The 18881-nt window shown below is 63.1% G+C and carries 16 protein-coding genes; 11 read left to right on the top strand and 5 right to left on the bottom strand.

Annotated elements, in window-relative coordinates; all coding sequences use genetic code 11:
• Positions 1 to 20: 20 nt before the first annotated feature.
• Positions 21 to 533: an RNA polymerase sigma factor gene (locus C7451_RS02810; protein ID WP_110297476.1), complete on the bottom strand. Its 513-nt coding sequence runs from the start codon at positions 531 to 533 to the stop codon at positions 21 to 23.
• A 308-nt stretch (positions 534 to 841) separates the two neighbouring features.
• Here C7451_RS02810 and C7451_RS02805 point away from each other — a divergent pair, with 308 nt between their 5' ends.
• The gene (locus C7451_RS02805; protein ID WP_146215273.1) at positions 842 to 1258 is read left to right on the top strand and encodes a hypothetical protein; all 417 of its coding nucleotides are present in this window, start codon (positions 842 to 844) and stop codon (positions 1256 to 1258) included.
• A 203-nt stretch (positions 1259 to 1461) separates the two neighbouring features.
• Here the strand turns inward: C7451_RS02805 and proB are convergent, their stop codons facing one another.
• Positions 1462 to 2610, bottom strand: a complete 1149-nt coding sequence (gene proB / locus C7451_RS02800) for a glutamate 5-kinase (RefSeq protein WP_110297474.1) — start codon at positions 2608 to 2610, stop codon at positions 1462 to 1464.
• A gap of 264 nt (positions 2611 to 2874) precedes the next feature.
• On the opposite strand from proB, the gene proC reads away from it, so the two are divergent.
• From proC to C7451_RS02780, 4 genes are all read left to right on the top strand, one after another.
• Positions 2875 to 3687, top strand: a complete 813-nt coding sequence (gene proC / locus C7451_RS02795) for a pyrroline-5-carboxylate reductase (RefSeq protein ID WP_279629484.1) — start codon at positions 2875 to 2877, stop codon at positions 3685 to 3687.
• Positions 3688 to 3741: 54 nt separating this feature from the next.
• Positions 3742 to 5022 carry a glutamate-5-semialdehyde dehydrogenase gene (locus tag C7451_RS02790; RefSeq protein WP_110297472.1) on the top strand — a complete coding sequence of 427 codons (1281 nt, stop codon included), beginning with the start codon at positions 3742 to 3744 and terminating at the stop codon, positions 5020 to 5022.
• 52 nt (positions 5023 to 5074) lie between these two features.
• The gene (gene putP / locus C7451_RS02785) at positions 5075 to 6559 is read left to right on the top strand and encodes a sodium/proline symporter PutP (RefSeq protein ID WP_110297471.1); all 1485 of its coding nucleotides are present in this window, start codon (positions 5075 to 5077) and stop codon (positions 6557 to 6559) included.
• 275 nt (positions 6560 to 6834) lie between these two features.
• Positions 6835 to 7629 (top strand): IclR family transcriptional regulator, encoded by a 795-nt coding sequence (locus tag C7451_RS02780; protein WP_110297470.1) that lies wholly within the window; start codon positions 6835 to 6837, stop codon positions 7627 to 7629.
• A 59-nt stretch (positions 7630 to 7688) separates the two neighbouring features.
• On the opposite strand, the gene C7451_RS02775 is transcribed toward C7451_RS02780, so the two are convergent.
• The 3 genes from C7451_RS02775 to C7451_RS02765 form a co-directional block, all read right to left on the bottom strand.
• Positions 7689 to 9335 carry a flavin-containing monooxygenase gene (locus C7451_RS02775; protein ID WP_110297469.1) on the bottom strand — a complete coding sequence of 549 codons (1647 nt, stop codon included), beginning with the start codon at positions 9333 to 9335 and terminating at the stop codon, positions 7689 to 7691.
• Between the two features lie 85 nt (positions 9336 to 9420).
• On the bottom strand, positions 9421 to 11592 hold the full coding sequence (locus C7451_RS02770) for a TonB-dependent receptor (protein WP_244181535.1): 2172 nt from the start codon (positions 11590 to 11592) through the stop codon (positions 9421 to 9423).
• 231 nt (positions 11593 to 11823) lie between these two features.
• Positions 11824 to 12588: an SDR family NAD(P)-dependent oxidoreductase gene (locus C7451_RS02765; RefSeq protein ID WP_244181533.1), complete on the bottom strand. Its 765-nt coding sequence runs from the start codon at positions 12586 to 12588 to the stop codon at positions 11824 to 11826.
• 181 nt (positions 12589 to 12769) lie between these two features.
• On the opposite strand from C7451_RS02765, the gene C7451_RS02760 reads away from it, so the two are divergent.
• The 6 genes from C7451_RS02760 (at position 12770) to C7451_RS02735 (ending at position 18857) form a co-directional block, all read left to right on the top strand.
• Entirely contained in the window at positions 12770 to 14317 is a 1548-nt protein-coding gene (locus tag C7451_RS02760) for a glucose 1-dehydrogenase (RefSeq protein WP_208625127.1), read from the top strand.
• Positions 14318 to 14441: 124 nt separating this feature from the next.
• A complete protein-coding gene (locus tag C7451_RS02755) occupies positions 14442 to 15206 on the top strand; it encodes an enoyl-CoA hydratase/isomerase family protein (protein WP_110297466.1) in 765 nt (254 codons plus the stop codon).
• A gap of 8 nt (positions 15207 to 15214) precedes the next feature.
• Positions 15215 to 16813, top strand: coding sequence for an AMP-binding protein (locus C7451_RS02750; RefSeq protein ID WP_110297465.1), 1599 nt, complete (start codon positions 15215 to 15217; stop codon positions 16811 to 16813).
• 1 nt (position 16814) lies between these two features.
• The gene (locus tag C7451_RS02745; RefSeq protein WP_244181568.1) at positions 16815 to 17528 is read left to right on the top strand and encodes an SDR family NAD(P)-dependent oxidoreductase; all 714 of its coding nucleotides are present in this window, start codon (positions 16815 to 16817) and stop codon (positions 17526 to 17528) included.
• On the top strand, positions 17522 to 18037 hold the full coding sequence (locus C7451_RS02740) for a short-chain dehydrogenase (RefSeq protein ID WP_110297464.1): 516 nt from the start codon (positions 17522 to 17524) through the stop codon (positions 18035 to 18037). Before C7451_RS02745 ends, C7451_RS02740 begins: the two co-directional genes overlap by 7 nt.
• Before the next feature lie 67 nt (positions 18038 to 18104).
• Complete coding sequence (locus C7451_RS02735) at positions 18105 to 18857, top strand: IclR family transcriptional regulator (RefSeq protein WP_110297463.1); 753 nt, start codon at positions 18105 to 18107, stop codon at positions 18855 to 18857.
• Positions 18858 to 18881 lie beyond the last annotated feature (24 nt).

Here is an 18881-nt window from a genome sequence, read left to right as displayed (position 1 = left end):
TGCAGACGTTCCGGTCCACCTCATTCCGCATCTTGCACGTCCTTCAGGCGCATCAGCGTGCGATAGGCCTTTTGCAGATCCTTCTCGACGGTGCTGAGGCTGAGCCCGAGATGCTGGGCAATGGCGCGCTGGCCCATTTCGTCGATGCGGAACAGCCGGAAGATCTGAAGCACCCGCTCCCCCTCGGCATGCAGTGCAGCCTCGGCCTGATCGAGCATTGCGCGCGCGATCAGCATGCGGTCGGGCAGGGGGGGCTCCGATGCTGCAGAGGCGTCGCCATGTACGGAGACCCAGTCGCCATCGCGCTTGCGGTGCCGTTGTGCTGAACGGAACCGGTCGTGCATCACGTTGTTGGCGGCGCGGTAAAGATAGCCGCGAGGATCAAGGATCGGGCCGGTTTGCGCAGAACGCAGTCGCAGCCAGAGGTCCTGCAGGATGTCCTCGGCCGCATCGCCCGCACCGCGAGCGCGCAGAAAGCGCAGCAATGCTTCGCGTTCGGCAATCAATACGGCTTCCAGGCCTTGGGGAGGCATTGGTCGGGTAATCCGGGGTTGGCGGGCTTCGGAACAGGCGGCGTCCATGCAGACAGACGCCGCGGCATGCAACATCCCGTAAACCGGCATCGCGTTTTCTTCGACCAGCCGAAAAAAGCATGCGGGTCGTGCAAGGCGGCGACGTCTGGTTGATGTGGCCCGCCCGAACCCCGGCTGGCCCGCAGTGGTCCACTGTCGCCCCCGATTGGACCCGAAGCACCTTGAGAGGATTGGCCGCTGCTAGCAGTCCTCTCAAGGTGCACGTCCATTCCGGGAGTACGGGCATTCAGGGACTATGGGAGTCTGAGGTGTCGCTGCTGCTAATCTGGCTGACTGCAGGCATTCAGGCGCTGCATCCTGCGCCATCCGCAACGGGACAACCAGTGCGCGAGATGATGTACGTGCCGCCTGTACCCGACGATGTCGATTGGCACGCACCAGCCGCAGCGACATGCATTGCGAGCCACCGCATTCGGTCCACCCGTATCATCCGAGGCGCCGGCATCATCTACGAGATGGCAGGCAGGAAGCGGTACATAAACCGGCTGCGCTTCGGAGCATCCCAACTCGACCAGCGTGATATCATCCTGATCCGTTCTCCTAGCGGCCTGTTGTGCGCGGGCGACACCCTGCAACTGATCGATGGCGTGACGGGCAGCAGGAGCATCTTCGTCGGACTTGGCAGTTTCGAGCGCGTCGGCGAGAACCTGCAAGCCGCCCCGTAACTCCATGATCTGCGCAGCGAGGGTTGGTTGCCGGCCCTTCGCGTATCATCCGGCCCCATGCCTGCGCGACATGCCCGGGCGCTAGATCGCCCTTGCGGAACGGTCAGCCGAGCCATGCCCGTCCTTCGCGCTTGCCCCGAAGCCCATTTCAGCCAGGCGATCGCCCTGCCGGTCACACCAGAATGGCAATCAGTCTCGATAGATCATGCGGCTCCGCTCATTGACTGGGGCTCCCAAAGGATATGGCGATCGTCCAGGCAAATGAGATTGTCGATCTCTACCAGGACGCCACGGGAATGGTAGCCGATCAGCTGCTTGACCGGGATGTCGCGGTTGCGGACCAGAATCGCGGTTTCTTCAGAGGAGAAATCGGTCATGCCGCGTGCACGCTCAATCCCCGTTTCGTCATAGATGTGAATGACATCGCCCTTGACGTAATTTCCATGGATCGAGAGCACATCGTCGCGGTCGATGCCGCGCCCGCCGTCTGCCATCGCTTGAGCGGCTTCGTTCGAAACCACGATGCTGCCATCCATCTGCAGCCTATCGGTCAGCCATGCTGCCCAGCTGTCGGCAGGCTCTGCATGCGCCACGCAGGTAGTGCACGGGCGCGTGCCATCAAGGACCGAACTGATCGGATTGTCTGCCTCGCCATTGGCAATCAGCGTGGTGCAGCCGGCATTCTGCGCCATGTTGGCAGCCTGCATCTTGGTGAGCATTCCGCCTGTCCCCAGTGTGCCGACTTCGCTCGTTACGGCGAGATACTGGCTGACATCGTGCACGGTTTCGACCAGCTTCGCCCCCGGTTCGGACGGGTTGCGGTCATACAGGCCATCGACTCCTGTCAGGATCACCAGATGCTGCGCCTGGACCATCTGCGCCACCTTGGCCGCCAGCCGATCGTTGTCCCCCACCCGGATTTCCTCGGTGGTGATCGTGTCGTTTTCGTTGATGATCGGCAGCACTCCCGATTCGATCAGCCGGTGGAGCGTGTTCTTGGTGTTGAGAAACCGCCGGTGGTCTCCGAAGTCGCCCAAGGTCACCAGAATCTGCGCAATGTTGAGATCGTGTTCGTGACCGATCTGCTTGTACGCGTTCAGAAGCAACGGCATCCCGCACGCTGCAGCGGCCTGTTTGTCGCGCAATCCTGCGGTTGTCGGGGTGACCCCGATCATTTTCATCCCCAGGGCGACAGCACCGGAAGAGCAGAGGATCACCTCATGGCCGCGCGATGACAACAGCGCGATATCTTCCATCAGGCGTTGAAGAAAAGCCCAGCGCGGTACAAGCTTGTTTTGATCAGTTAAAAGACTGGACCCAACTTTTATGACAATACGCTTTGATTTACTCACAATCTATCCTGTTTGTTATTTAATCGATATATCGGCATGGTGCCCAAAGGCGACCTCTGAATCGGCAAAATGGTACGTGATTTGACACAGGAAACCATTTTTGACATAGGGGCGTATAGACTTTACATTAACATATGGCAACTCTGTAAAGGTTGCAGGTTTCCAAAGGTCTCGCGGAGCCATGCGTGCTCCTTGCCAGATATCGGCCTGGTCGAGCGTGGACCGAAAATGTCGAAATGATCCGTCGCGTTGATAGAGAAGGATGTGGCTTTGCGTATTGCGTTGGTTGGTAACGGAAAGATGGGTGGCGCGTTGCTCAGGCAATGGTGCTCCATGGGCCAAAGAGATTTTCCCGATGCACAATTCTTCGTTATCGATCCGATGCAGGAGCTCCGTGTTTCAGGAGAAGACAATCCCGTCCATTATCTGCGTGAGCCACCTCCGGTCGAGAAAAGCGGGTTCGACCTGGTCATTGTGGCGGTCAAGCCGCAGATCGTGGCCGAGGTGCTGCCCGATTATGTATCAAGGCTGTCCCCCGATGGGTTCGTCGCCTCGATCGCGGCCGGCTGTTCCATTGAACGGCTTCAGGCCCTTTCCGGCGGAGCAGCTGTGGTTCGCGTCATGCCGAACCTGCCCTCTGCAATCGGCGAAGGCGTGAGCGGTCTGTGCGCAGACAACCGCGCGACAACCGAGCAGCGGGCGTTGATTGAACGTCTCATGGCAGCAGCGGGCACCACCGTGTGGGTGGCGGATGAAGACATTCTCGACCGGCTGACCGCCGTCGCGGGATCGGGACCGGGCTATGTTTTCGAGATTGCCCGGGTCTATGTCGATGCCGCCATGCAGTTGGGCTTCAGCCCGGAAGACGCCCGGCAGCTTGTGCTGGGGACCATGGCGGGTGCCATCGCGATGGCCCAGCGATCGCAATCAAGCCTAGATCAACTCCGCACCAGCGTCACCAGCAAGAACGGCACGACAGCCGCAGGGCTCGAAGCGCTCAACGGGGACGGAACACTGGGCGAGCGGTTCTGCGCCACTTTGACCGCTGCCTATGAGCGCGCGGTGGAACTGCGCTGACGCAACCGCGTCTCGATTTATGCAACCAGGCCTGAACGGCCGGAAAGACCTCTCATGAACTTCATTCAACCGATCAAGGCGAATTCTTCCGACACGACCGCGCATGTTGCTGCGCTCTGCAAGGCTGCAAGGGCCTCGACACGGCAACTCGCGATGGCGGATACTGCAACCAGAAACGCGGCGCTCCGTGCTGCAGCGCGCGCGCTGCGCAACGCGAGCGCCGACCTCGTCGCTGCCAATGCCGAGGATATCGCCGGCCTGGACGATGGCAAGCCGGAGTCGTTTGTCGACCGATTGCGGCTGGACAAGGCCCGGGTGGCCGCGCTGGCCGACGCGATCGATGCCATTGCCGAACTGCCTGACCCCGTAGGACGCGAGCTCGCCCGTTTTGAAAGGCCCAATGGTCTGGATATCCGGCGGGTTGCGGTGCCGATCGGGGTGATTGCCATGATCTATGAATCGCGCCCCAATGTCGGCGCCGATGCGAGTGCCCTGTGCATCAAGTCAGGCAATGCCATCATCCTGCGGGGTGGTTCGGAAAGCATCCGCTCGACCGCGGCGATCGTGGCGTGCATGCGCAAAGGGTTGGTCGAGGCCGGTCTGCCCGCCGATTGCGTGCAGGCGGTCGCTACCATCGACAGGGCAGCCGTCACCGAATTGCTGCACGCCGTCGACTTGGTCGATCTGGTCATTCCGCGAGGCGGGCGGGGGCTCGTCGAGCTCGTCCGCCGCGAAGCGCGTGTGCCGACACTTCTTCATCTCGATGGCAACTGCCACAGCTATGTCCATGCCGATGCGGATGTGGCCCAGGCGGTAGCGATCATCCGCAATGCCAAGCTTCGCCGCACCGGCATATGCGGTGCGACCGAAAGCATCGTTATCGATCGGCAGGTCGCCGATCGCGTGCTCCCTGCGCTTGCCGATGCCATGCCCGATTGCGAACTGCGTGGCGATGCCGAGGCGGTTGCCATCGAGCCGCGGCTGCTTCCCGCCAGCGAGGAAGACTGGAGCACCGAATATCTCGACGCCATCGCTTCGGTGAAAATAGTGGGCGGGCTGGACGAGGCCATCGCGTTCGTGTCCGACAATTCGTCCGGCCACACAGATGCCATCCTGACGCGCAATGACGAGGCTGCTCGCCGGTTCATGACGGCGGTCGACAGCGCGGTGGTCATGCACAATGCGTCGACGCAATTCTCGGACGGCGGGGAATTCGGCATGGGAGCCGAAATCGGCATCGCCACCGGCAAGATGCATGCGCGCGGTCCCGTCGGCCTCGAACAGCTAACCAGCTTCAAATATCTCGTCCACGGTGCAGGGCAGACCCGTACCTGACCCATTGCCTGCCTGAGGCAAACCCAATCTGACTACTGAACGGAATATCGCAATGAACTCGGAAACTGCCGTCTCGCTGGGAGCCTATTTCGTGCTCATGATCGGCATCGGCCTTTATGCCTGGCGCAAATCGACGAGCAATGTTTCCGAATTCATGCTGGGGGGGCGCAACCTGCCACCTGCAGTCGCTGCACTTTCAGCAGGCGCTTCCGACATGAGCGGATGGATGCTGATGGGGCTGCCGGGTGCGGTGTATCTTGCGGGTTTCAGCGCCGTCTGGATTGCGGTGGGTCTTACGATCGGTGCCTGGGCGAACTATCGCCTGATCGCGCCGCGCCTGCGCGCCTATACCGAAATCGCGGACGATGCGGTGACGATCCCCGATTATCTCGAAAAGCGCTTCGAGGATCGCAGCCGCAGTCTCAGGGTCATCGCCTCGCTGGTGATCATCGTGTTCTTCACCCTCTATACCTCGGCAGGACTGGTCGCCGGCGGCAAGCTGTTCGAGGCGTCGTTCGGCTATGACTATCGTTTCGGACTTGTCCTTACCGCGGCGGTCGTGTTGCTCTATACCCTGTTCGGCGGATTTCTGGCGGTGAGCCTGACCGATTTCGTCCAGGGCTGCATCATGTTCCTCGCACTGGTGCTGGTACCCATCGTCGCCATTGCAGCGGTGGGTGGCTGGAGCGGAACACAGGCGGCGACCACCGCCATCAATCCCGACTATTTCGACTGGTTTGCCGGTGTCGGCACGCTCGGAATCCTGTCGAGCCTCGCCTGGGGCCTGGGTTATTTCGGCCAGCCGCACATCATCGTGCGGTTCATGGCCGTGCGCTCCGTCAAGGACATGCCGACGACCCGCCGTATCGGCATGTCGTGGATGATCGTCACGGTCATCGGCGCGGTGCTGTGCGGTGTTGGCGGGCTTGCCTATGTCACTCAGAACGGCTTGATCCTGGCCGATCCCGAAACGATATTCATCGTCCTGTCGCAGACGCTGTTCCATCCTTATATCGCGGGCTTCCTGCTTGCTGCGATCCTGGCCGCCATCATGAGCACGATCTCGTCGCAGCTGCTCGTGTCATCAAGCTCGCTGACCGAGGACTTCTACAAGACCTTCTTCAGAAAATCCGCAAGCCAGAGCGAGCTGGTATTGGTCAGCCGCGTTGCGACGCTTGCGGTCGCAATCGTTGCCGTATTCCTGGCGCTCGATAGATCGAGCAGCATTCTCTCGCTCGTCGGCAATGCCTGGGCAGGGTTCGGTGCCGCCTTTGGCCCCGTGATACTGCTGAGCCTCCACTGGCGCCGCATGACCCGCGAAGGCGCGCTTGCAGGAATAGTTGGCGGTGCAACCACGGTGCTCGTCTGGCTTTATGCCCCATTCACCATCAGTGGGCAGGCACCGACGGATGTCATCTATGAAATCATCCCTGGGTTCATTGTCAGCACCATTGCCGCCGTGGCCGTCAGTCGCCTCGGCAGACCGGCACCGGAGCGGCTCGACCACAATTTCAATGCCATGCTGTCGGAGCAATGATCTTTCGCAGCAGCGTGTAGTGCCGCAGGCGCGTCGCCAAACGGCGCAGGCCGCCGGCGGGGCGAGACCTCTCGGGAAGATTGCCAAATCCGGGCTGAAAGCGGGATCGTGATCCGACGTCACTGGCCGCCCTTGTGCAAGATCAAGGACCCGAGCACCGCTTGCTCCACTTCATCACGTATATGATAAGCCCCCGGTTCGTTGCCTCTGCAGGGCCATCCGCTAGAATTCCACCCAACCGACAATGAAGCGGCAGCCGTTTAGGAGGGTGACAGATGCAACGGATCAAGGTGAAGTCCGCGTCCCGGACGCTCGAGGTTCTGGAGCTGTTCATGGAAGAGCGGCGCCCCCTCAGGCTGAATGAAGTCTATCGGGCGCTGTGCTATCCGCAGTCGAGCGCGACCAATCTGCTCAAGAGCATGGTCATGATGGGTTATCTCAATTACAACCGCGCAACGATGACCTATCTGCCAACCTTGCGGGTGGCGGCGCTGGGCAGCTGGCTGCCGAGCATGATGAATCGCGAAGGCGGGCTGGTCAGCCTGGTCGACGAAGTCCAGCGCCGGACGGACGAAACGGTGGGGCTGGTTGCGCAGAATGACCTCTACATCCAGTACATCATCCTGAAGACCCCCGATCACGAATACAAGATGGCGCCGAGCGAGGGGACGATGCGGCTGATGGTCGATTCCTCATCGGGCATCGCGCTGATGAGCCGCATGCGCCAGCGCGAGATCGACAAGCTGTATCGCTATACCCGGCACTACGCGCTGGGCGGTGACGCGCTGCCGACGTTCGAAGAACTCATGCGCGAGGTGCGCTGGAGCCACGAGGTTGGGCATGCCTATCTGCCCAAGCGCCCGACGCCGGAGCTGGCCTCCATCGCCATGCCGCTGGACATAGACCTTTACGGGATCCCGCTCGCGCTGGGCGTCGGGGGGCTGGTCGATCGCATCTCGCGCGCAAAGCAGGACATCATCGACGTGATGACCGACGCGATCGCCTCCTTCCGGGCGCGGCATGAAGCCGGCGGCGCGACTGCATCGGACCCCATTCTCAGCGCGGCCTGACTGCAGGCCAGGGGCCGGGGCGCATTGCCGGTCCGGCCCCTTGTGACATCGCGATCCCGTCAGGCCTGAACCGGGACCTTGCCGAAATCCAGCGTCGGATAGCCTGCCTGAGCCACCGCCGTGCAGGCTTCGTTATACTTGAAGAAGCCGCCGGTATACATGATGAGCCCGCGCGGCTTTCCGTCGACATTGGTTCCGGTGTACCAGGTGTTTGCCTTGGATACGAGCGTCAGCTGGGCGAGGCCGAAGACCGTTTCCATCCACTCGTCCTCAGCCTCGAGCCGGGGTTCCACCGTGGCGATGCCATGGCTGCGCATGTGCGCGATCAGGTCGCAGATCCAGTTCACGTTCTGCTCGTCCAGCGTGATGATATTCGCCAGTGCCGCCGGCCCATTGGGTCCGCACACCATGAACAGATTGGGGAACCCCGCCATCATCAGGCCCAGATAGGAGCGCGCCCCCCCCGCCCATTTGGTGCGGACATCATGCCCGGCGCGGCCCTGGACCTCAAAGGCCATCAATGCGCCTGAAAGCCCGTCATAGCCCGTGGCCAGGATCAGCGCATCGAGTTCGACCTCGCCCGCGCTGGTGCGAATTCCCTTGTCCGTTACCCGCTCGATCGGATGTTCCAGGCAATCGTGCAGATGGACATGCGGCAGGTTGTAGCTCTCGTAATAGCCGGTATCGAGACACGGGCGCCGCGCAAAGATGGGATAGCCGCGCGGCTTGAGCTTTTCCGCAGTTACAGGATCGTTGACTGTCTCGTCGATCTTCCCGCGCACGAACTCTGCGACATGCTCGTTTGCCTCCGGGTTGGTCAGCAGATCGGAGAACATGCCCAGAAAGTCGAGCCCGCCACGTGCCCAGGCATCTTCCATCACCCGTTGCCGCTGCGATGGCGTGATCGAGAAGAAGGGTCGCGATGTGACCGGGCGAACGCCGCCCAGCTGACTGGCGCGCGCGACTGCGCGAATGGCGGGATAGTGGCGCTTGAGCTCGGCGACATAGTCCGGGTCGAGCCGGCTGTTGCGCATCGGCATGGTAAAGCTGGGGGTGCGCTGGAAGACGTGCAGTGCTTCGGCTTGCTGCGCTACCACGGGCACGATCTGGATGCCGCTGGACCCGGTGCCGACCAGCCCGACACGCTTTCCCTTGAAGCTGACCGGCTCATGCGGCCATTTTGCAGCGCGCAGCAGCTCGCCCTTGAAGTCCGCCAGCCCGGGAAACTCAGGGTCCTTGGGGATCGACAGCGGCCCGGTTGCCATGACGCAATAGCTGGCCACGATCCGTTGCCCGCGATCGGTCGTGGCGGTCCAGCGCTGCATTTCGGCATCCCATCGTGCGCGGATCACCCGGGTATTGAAATGGAACAGCGGGCGGAGCGCCAGCTTGTCCGCGACGAAATTGGCATAGGCCAGAATTTCCGGCTGGGCCGCAAACTGCTCTGTCCAGGTCCATTCCTGCTGGATTTCGTCTGAAAATCCGAAGCTGTAATCGACGCACATCAGGTCGCAGCGTGCGCCGGGATAGCGGTTCCAGTACCAGACTCCGCCGACATCGCCGCCGGCTTCCACGCCGGTGACGGAAAGTCCCATCTCGCGCAGCTTGTGCACGGCATACAGGCCGCCAAAGCCTGCACCGACGACCAGCGCATCGACGGTGATGGTTGGCGCGCTATCGGGAATGTCTTGCGGTTGGGCGGTCATGTGTGCGTTCCGGTCTTGTGGCTATGTCCGAGAGAGGTTGCCGGGCGGCGCTTAGAGGGTGCACCGCCCGGCATGGGCAGGGGGTTCAGTAACGGAAGATCAGTTCCGCCCCGAGCACCCACCCTTTGTTGATCGATGAGAAGGTCGAGCCCGCGAAGAACGGCAGCGGAGAGACATTGCCCTCGGTCTGGTCGTTGAGCAGGTTGTTGCCATAGAGCGAGAACTTCCAGCGCCGGTCGGCGGTCTGGAAGGCAAAGTTGATGTCGACGATATCGCCGGCGCTGAGCAGGCCAGTATTGTTGTCGTTCGACCATGCCGCATCTCGATGAGCATAGGCTGCGCGTGCGGAGAACTCCCCAGCGCTGCCGACATCATGCGTGAAATTGGCCGATGCGCCATAGGTCCAGGGCGCAAGCCGCGGCGGGCGCAAGGCAAAATCGCGCGCATCGATCACCCGGTCGCCAGTCAGGTCGAAGAAGATGCGGGTGTATTGTGCATCGGTATAGCCCAGCTGGCCGTTCAGCGTCAGATGGTCGCCGATCCGCAAGGTCGCCTCGGCCTCCACCCCGCGCAGCCGCAGATCGGCGGAATTGCGGATAACCTGAGTGGTGCCGATCGGCAGAACCGGCAGAATGATCTCGCGCTGCAGGCCCAGCACCGTGTTGTGAAAGGCCGCCAGATTGAGGCGCAGCACGTTGCCGAAATCCTGCTTGAGGCCGATTTCGTAGCTGTTCTGCTTTTCCGCATCGAAGGGACCTGGGTCCTCGGCGGGGTTGCCGTTGCGGAAGTTGTAGCCGCCACTGCGGAAGCCGCGCGCGAAAAAGGCATAAGCCAGCGTATCGCTGGTCGGCTGCCATTGCAGGCCGACGCGGAAGGTTGGGTCCTGCCAGCTTTCGCTATCCCGGAAACCATAGCTGCTGCAGGTGCGCGTTCCGATCGGGTCGCACAGATTGCCGGCCAGGTTCTGCACCTGCACCCGCTTCTTCTCCCACGAATAGCGCAGGCCGCCACTGACGGTCAGCGTGTCGGTCATCCGCCAGTCGGTGGAGAAGAACGCGCCGAACGTGGTCTGCGACTGCTTGCCGCCGCCGGAGATGCGCAGCGCCCCGCCTGCCAGGCGGCGCAGTTCGATATAGTCGATATCCTGCTCGAAATAGTACAGGCCGGTGGTTACATCGACGCGGCCGAACGTTCCTGCATAGCGCAGTTCGTTGCTGAACTGATCCTGCCGGGTCAGCGTATCGGCGTGGAAGGTGAAGCTGGGCGAGGAGTCGATGTCGCTGACGACGAAGCCCTTGTAATCGCGATAGGCCGTGATGTTGGTGATCTTGCCGTCGCCAAACGCGGTGTCGATATTGATCTCGACCGATGCCTGGTTCCAGTCGTTGCGGGTCACGCCCTCTTCATCGACGCTGATGTCGAAGCTTTCGCGCCGGAACAGGCCGAAATTGCTGACGACTGCGCCATCGCCGCGCACCCGGCCATGTTCATAGCGCCCGACGATGCTGATCGTATCGGTCGGAGTGAAGTTCAGCGCGGACCGCACGATCAGCGTTTCCGATGCGCCGAAATCGTTGTTGCCGTTGAACCTGTTGGTGAAATAGCCGTCGTCGTCATTGTAATAGACGGCAAGTTTGGCGGCCAGCTTGTCCTCGATCAGCGGGCCGGAAATTACCGCGCTGGCGATCTTGTTGAGCCCGGTTTCAACGGCGAGCCGGCCCTCGACCTTCAGGTCGTTGCCCGGCGTGGAGGTGCGGACGACGACCGCACCGCCGGTGACGTTGCGCCCGAACAGCAGGCCCTGCGGCCCACGCAGCACCTCGACGCCCTCAAGGTCGAAAGTGTCGAACAGGATCCCTGCGCTGATGCCCATGTACACGCCATCGACAAAGACGCCGACGGTGGGGTCGATCGACGGGATCGAGCTGTTGATGCCCAGCCCGCGAATGGAGAAATTGGCAAAGCCCGGCGCGGTGCCGACATCATCGAGCTGCACGTTGGGGGCGCTGTAGCTGAGATTGTCGAGCGTTCGGATATGCTGGTTTTCGAGCTGTTCCGCTCCGAACGCGGTGATCGCGATCGCCACGTCCTGGACGTTCTGTGCATTGGCCTTTTTGGTGGCTGTAACGACGATTTCGTCAAAGCCAGGTGCGCTTTCGGCCTCGCCAGTGGCCGCACTGTCCTGCGCGGCGGCCTGCGATGCCATGGCCAGCGCAAGCGCGGTGGTGCCAAGCCCGGCCAGCAGCCGTGAAATCATGTGGTCCCTCATCTCCATCCCCTCATTGTCTGTGCCTGTCGCAAGCACGCGTGCAGGAAACGCGACAGGACATGCAGGCCTGACGGTCTTTTGCAGCGCGGTTATGCGGAATTTGGCTTTGTTCTAGCCTGATGATCTCGCAGCATCGGGTCGCAACAGGCAATCCATGCCGGGTATTGAGCCATCATAATCATAATGGCGATTTGCGCAGGGGCTCCGGTCCATGCCTGCTCACCGCACCAGGCTATGGCCGATGCCGCCATCGACCGCGAGAGACTGTCCGGTGACGAAGGTGGAGCGCCCGCCCGCCAGCCAGAGCGCGGCTTGCGCGATGTCTGCCGCTTCGCCAAGCCTGCCCACCGGCGTCTGCGTGACCCGCTTGGCGATCTGTTCTTCGCTCAGGATGGCCATCACCCCTTCGGTGGCGACAGTCGAGGGCGCAATCGCATTCACCCTGATATGTCTGGGCCCAAGCTCGACCGAAGCGGATCGGGTCAGGCCATCGACGCCTGCCTTGACCGCAGCATAGAGCAGCGCGCCGGCGCTGCCCAGCCGACCGGCCATCGATCCGATGTTGATGATCGCGCCGCCTTCTTCCGGCATGTGCGGAACGCTGGCCTGGATGCCCCAGACCATCCCGCCCAGCCCGACGCCCATCATGCGGGCGAATATGTCTGGCGTGATATCGGGGATCAGATTGTAGCTGTTCCACATCGCGTTGTTGACCAGAATGTCTATCCGGCCGAGCTTGCGGGCGGCATCGTCGATGGCGGCGGTCAGTGCGTCACGGTCGGAAACATCGGCTCCGATGCCGATCGCCGTCGCGCTGTCGGATGCAATGGCATCGGCTGCTGCCTGCGCCCAGGGCTGTTTCAGGTCGATCAGGACCACGCTGGCGCCTTCGCGGGCAAAAAGCTCTGAAATGGCGCGTCCCAGACCACGCGATGCACCTGTCACAACGGCTACCTTGCCTTGCAGTTCTCCGCCCATGTTCATCCCTTCCTGTTGTGGCGATACCTAGCCCGATGCGATTGGCGAGCGGCAGCATGACCGGCGGGAGCGGCTGCATTATTCGGCTTATGATAGTGGTGTGGGCGCTACCGGCCCCCTTTGACCCCTGCGCGCGTGCAGGTGAGGCTCGACCCCCAAGCAGAACTATCGCGCAGGAGCGGCAGCCATGGCGGAACACGGTGACAGCATGAGGCAGAGGCTGGTCCTGGTGACGGGGGCTGCGCGCGGCATAGGTCTGGCCTGTGCCCGCCGCTTTGTCGAAGCCGGGGACAGGGTGGTTCTCGCCGACCGCGATGCCGAGACGTGCACGCTTGCTGCGCGATCGCTCGGTGCCGGACATATGGCCGTGTGCATGGATGTGTCTTCCGAGCATGATGTCATGCGCGCCATGGCGGACATTCGATCCCGGTTCGGGCCGCTCGACGTGCTGGTCAACAATGCAGGCGTGGTCGACCGTTTCGCACGACCATTGCTGGACGTGCCTGCCGACGATATCGAGCGCCTCATCAGCATCAACCTGCAAGGGCCGTTCCTTGCCGCGCGCGCTGCTATCCCGGCAATGGCAGAGCGGGGCAGCGGGGCCATCATCAACATCGCCTCGGGGGCAGGCCTGCGCGCGCTGCCGGGCAGGGCCGCCTATGGCATGACCAAGGCTGGAGTGATCGGCATGACCCGGGCCCTGGCTGTGGAGCTCGCGCCGAAGGGCATTGCCGTCAATGCAGTGCTGCCCGGCTATATCGACACGGAAATCCTGCTGGCGCTCGAACGCGAGGGCCGGTTCGACCGGGAATCGGTCGCGCGCGCGATCCCGGCTGGCAGACTGGGCCAGGGGCATGAGATCGCCGAAGCGGTGTTCCACCTTTCGCAGCGTGGCTATCTTGCCGGGACCATGCTCAGCGTCGATGGCGGGGTCGATGCCTTTGGTGGATCCGGCCGTGCTTCGGCCATGACCATGCCGCAGCGCATGCACCGGACCGGCGATGTCGCCTGCGTGACCGGCGGCGCAAGCGGGATTGGCGCGGCGATTGCCGATGAGCTGGCAGCACAGGGATGGCAGGTGGCCGTGCTGGACAAGCAGCCGGTATCCGGTCACCGGTTTGCCAGCTGGCAGATGGATATCGCCGACCAGCGCCAGGTCGAAGACGCATTTTCCCAGATCGCCGCAAGGCTGGCGCCGGTCGCGTTGCTGGTCAACAGTGCAGGCGTGGTGGAGCCCTTGATGCCCAGTGCAGAGCAGCACCTGGCGGACTTCCGCCGAACGGTGGATGTGAATGTCGCCGGGGTAATCCATGCTGCGCGGGCTGCTGCCCGGCAGATGCGCGACCATGGCGGCGGACGCATCATCAACCTGTCATCGATCACCGCATCGCTCGGGCTGCCCGGCCGCAACGCCTATTGTGCCTCCAAATCGGCGGTGACGATGCTGACGCGCAGCATGGCTTGTGAATGGGCGCAGCATGGCATCCGCGTCAATGCCGTGGCGCCGGGCTATATCCGCACGCCAGCGGTCGAGGCTATGATCGATGCCGGGGTGCGCGACATGGCGGCCATCACCGCGCGAATTCCGATGGGCCGATTGGGCCAGCCCTCTGAGATTGCTGCGCTCGTCGCTTTTCTGGCATCGGACGCGGCCTCGTATATCACCGGTACTACCGTGCAGGCCGATGGCGGCTATCTGGCCAGCGGTCACCCATCAGGAGCGCCGATGCCCTGACCCGGCCGAGCTCCGGGCAAATCGCATATGCAATAGTGGTGGGCGTCGGTCAGACGGCAGGTGCCAAGCCTTGGCTGGGTCCATAGTCTGCCGCGATACACGCCAAATTGCGGGAGAGGTAAGGATGAGTCAGGTCAGGTTGGAAGTCGCGGACTATGTGGCGGTGGTGACCATCGACAACCCTCCGGTGAATGCGCAGAACATGGATCTGGTCGACGAGATCATCGCCACGTTCGATACCTTCAACGACCGCGACGATGTCCGTGTTGTCGTGCTGACGGGCGAGGGCAAGTGCTTTTCCGCCGGGGCCGATCTGCGCAACCGGCCCGATCTTTCCGCCCCAGGCGCGCGCTGGGCGCGCAACCGCAAGGTGCGCGAGGTCAGCTATTGCATCATGGACAATGCCAAGCCGACCATCGCGGCGGTCAACGGCCCCGCGCTGGGCGCGGGACTGGGCCTGGTGGCCAGTTGCGACATCATCATCGCCTCGCAGAATGCAGTGTTCGGCCTGCCCGAAGTCGATGTCGGCCTGATGGGTGGCGGCAAGCATGCCGAGCGCATCCTGCCGCATTCGCTGGTGCGCCGGATGATGCTGACCGGCTATCGCGCCCCTGCCGAGGAGCTCTACCGGCGCGGCATCATCGAAGCCTGCCTGCCGCCTGAAGAGCTGATGCCCTATGCGATGGACATGGCACGCAACATCGCCGCCAAGAGCCCGCTCGCCACGCGGCTGGCCAAGGACAGCATGCGCACGATCGAGAACATGACGCTGCGCGACGGCTATATCTATGAGCAGGGCAACACCGCGAAGCTTGCGACATCGCATGATGCGGCCGAGGCGGTGGCAGCATTTGTCGAGAAGCGTCCGCCGGTCTTCCAGGGACGTTGAGGCTGGCCATGACGAACGAGACCGGCGGCGACTGGAATTTCGGCGATCTGCTGGACGTGGCCGCAGCCCATGTTCCGGCAGACAGGCCCGCGCTGGTGCGTGGAGACCGGACGATCCTGTGGGGGGATTTCGACGCGCGCACCAATCGGCTCGCGCGGGCGATGCTGGCTGCGGGGCTGGCAAGCGGCGATCGCGTGGCAATTCTTGCGCGCAACATCCCCGAATTCATCGAGATCGCCTGTGCCGCGTTCAAGGCGCGGCTGACGCACGTCAACATCAACTATCGGTACACGACGGCAGAAATCGAATATGTGCTGGCCGATTGTCAGGCTGCCGCGCTATTTCACCAGGAGGAGTTTGCCGGCGTGGTAGCCCCGCTGCCTGCGGCTCTCGATCACCTGAAGCTCGTGGTCCAGATCGGCGGAAATGCAGACGGCTATGAGGCGATGGTGGGGCAGGGTGATGGAGGCCCGCTCGCCATCACCCGATCGCCCACCGATGGCTATCTGCTCTATACTGGCGGGACGACAGGACGCCCGAAGGGTGTGATGTGGGCGGCGCGTGATGCCCGCCAGGTCCAGCTGGAATCGCCGACCGTGCGTACCACAATCACCACGCTCGAGGATCATGCCCACCAGGTCGCCGCCAATGCCGCGCCGGGCAGGGTCATGCCCGCATGTCCGCTGATGCATGGCGCGGGGCTCAACAGCTCGATGGCCGAGCTGCTGATGGGTGGCACGGCGGTGCTGCTGGAAAAGGACAGCTTCGACGCCGCCGAATTGTGGGACCAGGTCGAGCGTCACCGCGTCACCCGCATCCTGATCGTCGGCGATGTCTTCGCGCGGCCAATGCTCCAGGCGCTTGAAGCGCACCCGGGACGCTGGGACCTGTCCAGCCTCAAGGTGATCTCCTCGGCCGGACTGATGTGGAGCGAGGAGGTGAAGCGCGGTCTGGTGCAGCAGCTGCCCCAATTGTCGCTGGTCGACATATTGGGCGCATCGGAAGCCTCGGGATTTGGCTATGCGCTGACAACGGCCCAGCGTTCCACCCCCACCGGCTATTTCGAGCCTGGACGGCAGACCGTGATCATCGATATCGATACCGACCGCGTGCTGGCCGATGCCGAGCCCGGCACTGGATGGCTGGCGCGCAGGCCGCCCTTTGCGCTGGGCTATTTCGGTGATCCGGAGAAGACCGCGCAGACCTACCGCCGGATCGGCGACACCGTCTATGCCATCCCTGGCGACATGGCGGAGCGGACGCCCGAGGGACTGATCCGGCTGATCGGGCGCGGCAATCTGTGCATCAATACCGGCGGCGAAAAGGTGTTCGTCGAGGAGGTCGAAGAGGCGCTGAAGCGCGCACCCGGAATCGAGGATGCCATAGTTGTCGGCATCCCCGATGCAACCTGGGGCAAGGCTGTCGTGGCGCTGGTCCGCGCCGGCCCAGGCTTTGAAGAGCCGCGTGCCCGCGCCGCGCTGGAGGCCGATCTGGCCCGCTACAAGCTGCCGCGGCGGATGATCGTGCTGGATGAGCTGCCGCGCCATGCCAGCGGAAAGTCTGACTATCGCCGCGCGACCGAACTGGCGCTGGCGACCCTTGGCTGACGTGCTGCGCCCTCATGCGCTGGTGACGGGCGCGGCGCAGGGGATAGGCCGTGCGGTGGCCGAGCGCCTGGCAGTTCTGGGCTGGCACGTCATCGCTGCCGACCGGGATAGCGAGGCGCTGGGCTGGGCAAGCGGGCGGGACGATGTGACCGCCACCATGCTCGACATAACCGATGCAAAGGCTGTGGCGCGCGTGCTCGATGCATTCCCGGGCCCCGATATCGTTGTGAATTGCGCCGGGATAGCCGCGCAGCTGCTGCCGCTGAAGCAGATTGACCGCAGGGCGTTCGAACAGATGCTGCGGATCAATACCGGCGGCACCTTAGTGGTCGCGCGCGAGGCAGCGCGGCGGATGCAGGGCGGCGCCATCATCAACATAGCCTCGCGCGGCTATCTGGGCGGTGCGGGCGCGGCGCACTATGTCGTATCCAAGGCAGCGGTGGTCGGGATGACCCGGGCGATGGCCGTGGAACTGCGCTGGCGCGGCATCAGCGTCAACGCGGTTGCGCCCGGCATGGTGGAGACGCGCATGATCGCCGATTTCACGCCGCAAATGCGCGAGCGGCTGACGTCGCTCGAACCGAGCGGCGCTGCTCTCTCGCCCGATGTGATCGCCGAAGCGGTGGCATATCTCGCATCGCCAGCGGGCCGATCGCTCAACGGGCAGGTCCTGCTGGTCGATGGCGGCAAATCGCTGGGGGTGTTTCCATGCTGACGGTCATCGCAGCGCCCGAAAGCCTGACGGCGACAATCGGAACCGCAGTCCATGATCTGTGCGGCGCCGGGCTTGCCGACCCTGCCGCGCTGGTAGATGCCATGCCCCATACGGCAAGGGCAGGGCTTGCCGCTCTGGGTGATGACGATCTTGAAGCGGGGTTGATCCAGCCGCTGGCCGCTCTGGGCGAGACGCTTTCGGGCCTGGTTCCCGGCCATCGGCGCATCGTGCTGATAGGCACAACCGAAGGGCTCGGCCATTGGGACGCCAGTCTCGCTGCGGGTTTTGCCGCAGGCGCGACCGGTCTGATGCGGTCCGTGGCGCTCGAATTCATGCGCGAAGGCGTGACTGTTAACATGGTCGCGCTGGATCCGACCGATGATCGCAGGGCCATGGCTGCAGCGCACCTGGCTGCTGCCCTGCTGCAGACCGATGGGGTAAGCGGGCAGGTCATCGCCTGCGATGGCGGCAACAATCTGCGCATGGTCCAGGCCAGGCAGCGCGCCTGACGCCTTTACGGCGCCCGCAGGGACGGGCAGTCTCATGTCCGGTACCAGTCATGGGGAGGGGAGGAGAATGTCGCAACCAGCCGTGAAATCGGCCCTCCGGACCTTCGAGGTTCTGGAACTGTTCGCGGAGCGGCGTACGCCGCTGCCCTTGCACGAGATCCACAGCACGCTGGGCTATCCCCAATCGAGCACCACCGCCTTGCTCAAGAGCATGGTGATGAAGGGCTATCTAAATTACGACCGCGACCATCGCACCTATCTGCCGACGACGCGGATCAGCGAACTGGGCAACTGGCTGCCCGACTATATCCAGGCGCAGGGCGCCTATCGCGAGCTGGTCGAGGAACTTCAGCGCCGGACCGACGAGACGGTGGCACTGATCACCCGCAACGACCTGTTCATCCAGTATATCATCCTGCTGACGCCTGCCCATGAGTTCCAGATGGCACCTCAGGTCGGGGCGATGCGCAAGCTCGTGGACTCATCGGCTGGTCTCTCGCTGATGGCCCGGATGGACGATCGCGCAATCGAGAAGCTTTGCCGCTATTCGAACGCCTATCATGCTGGCGATGCAGCCCGGGTGTCCTACGCGCAGATCATGCGCGATGTCGAACACGTCCGTCAGGTCGGTTATGCCTATGTTCCCCACCGGCCGACGCCGGCGGTATCTTCGATCACCATGGCGCTCGACGCCGATCTGGGCGGGGTGCCGCTGGCGCTGGGTGTGGGCGGGCTTGCCGGACGCATTGCCGACCGCAAGGACGCGATCGTCGAGATCCTGCGCGATCTGACCACCTCATTCCGCCCGGCTGCCGGGTAGCTTGGCACTATCGCGGACATGATA

This window comes from Blastomonas natatoria (assembly GCF_003201955.1).
GTDB lineage: Bacteria > Pseudomonadota > Alphaproteobacteria > Sphingomonadales > Sphingomonadaceae > Blastomonas > Blastomonas natatoria.
The sequence above is the reverse complement of the archived record's forward strand: the minus strand, read 5'-3'. Positions and strand labels throughout refer to the sequence as shown.

Excerpts from the sequence above, each read along its gene's own strand:
- C7451_RS02810 (WP_110297476.1), bottom strand. The coding sequence starts at position 533 with ATGCCTCCCCAAGGCCTGGAAGCCGTATTGATTGCCGAACGCGAAGCA.
- C7451_RS02790 (WP_110297472.1), top strand. The coding sequence starts at position 3,742 with ATGAACTTCATTCAACCGATCAAGGCGAATTCTTCCGACACGACCGCG.
- putP (WP_110297471.1), top strand. The coding sequence starts at position 5,075 with ATGAACTCGGAAACTGCCGTCTCGCTGGGAGCCTATTTCGTGCTCATG.
- C7451_RS02780 (WP_110297470.1), top strand. The coding sequence starts at position 6,835 with ATGCAACGGATCAAGGTGAAGTCCGCGTCCCGGACGCTCGAGGTTCTG.
- C7451_RS02775 (WP_110297469.1), bottom strand. The coding sequence starts at position 9,335 with ATGACCGCCCAACCGCAAGACATTCCCGATAGCGCGCCAACCATCACC.
- C7451_RS02770 (WP_244181535.1), bottom strand. The coding sequence starts at position 11,592 with ATGATTTCACGGCTGCTGGCCGGGCTTGGCACCACCGCGCTTGCGCTG.
- C7451_RS02765 (WP_244181533.1), bottom strand. The coding sequence starts at position 12,588 with ATGAACATGGGCGGAGAACTGCAAGGCAAGGTAGCCGTTGTGACAGGT.
- C7451_RS02760 (WP_208625127.1), top strand. The coding sequence starts at position 12,770 with ATGGCGGAACACGGTGACAGCATGAGGCAGAGGCTGGTCCTGGTGACG.
- C7451_RS02755 (WP_110297466.1), top strand. The coding sequence starts at position 14,442 with ATGAGTCAGGTCAGGTTGGAAGTCGCGGACTATGTGGCGGTGGTGACC.
- C7451_RS02750 (WP_110297465.1), top strand. The coding sequence starts at position 15,215 with ATGACGAACGAGACCGGCGGCGACTGGAATTTCGGCGATCTGCTGGAC.
- C7451_RS02740 (WP_110297464.1), top strand. The coding sequence starts at position 17,522 with ATGCTGACGGTCATCGCAGCGCCCGAAAGCCTGACGGCGACAATCGGA.
- C7451_RS02735 (WP_110297463.1), top strand. The coding sequence starts at position 18,105 with ATGTCGCAACCAGCCGTGAAATCGGCCCTCCGGACCTTCGAGGTTCTG.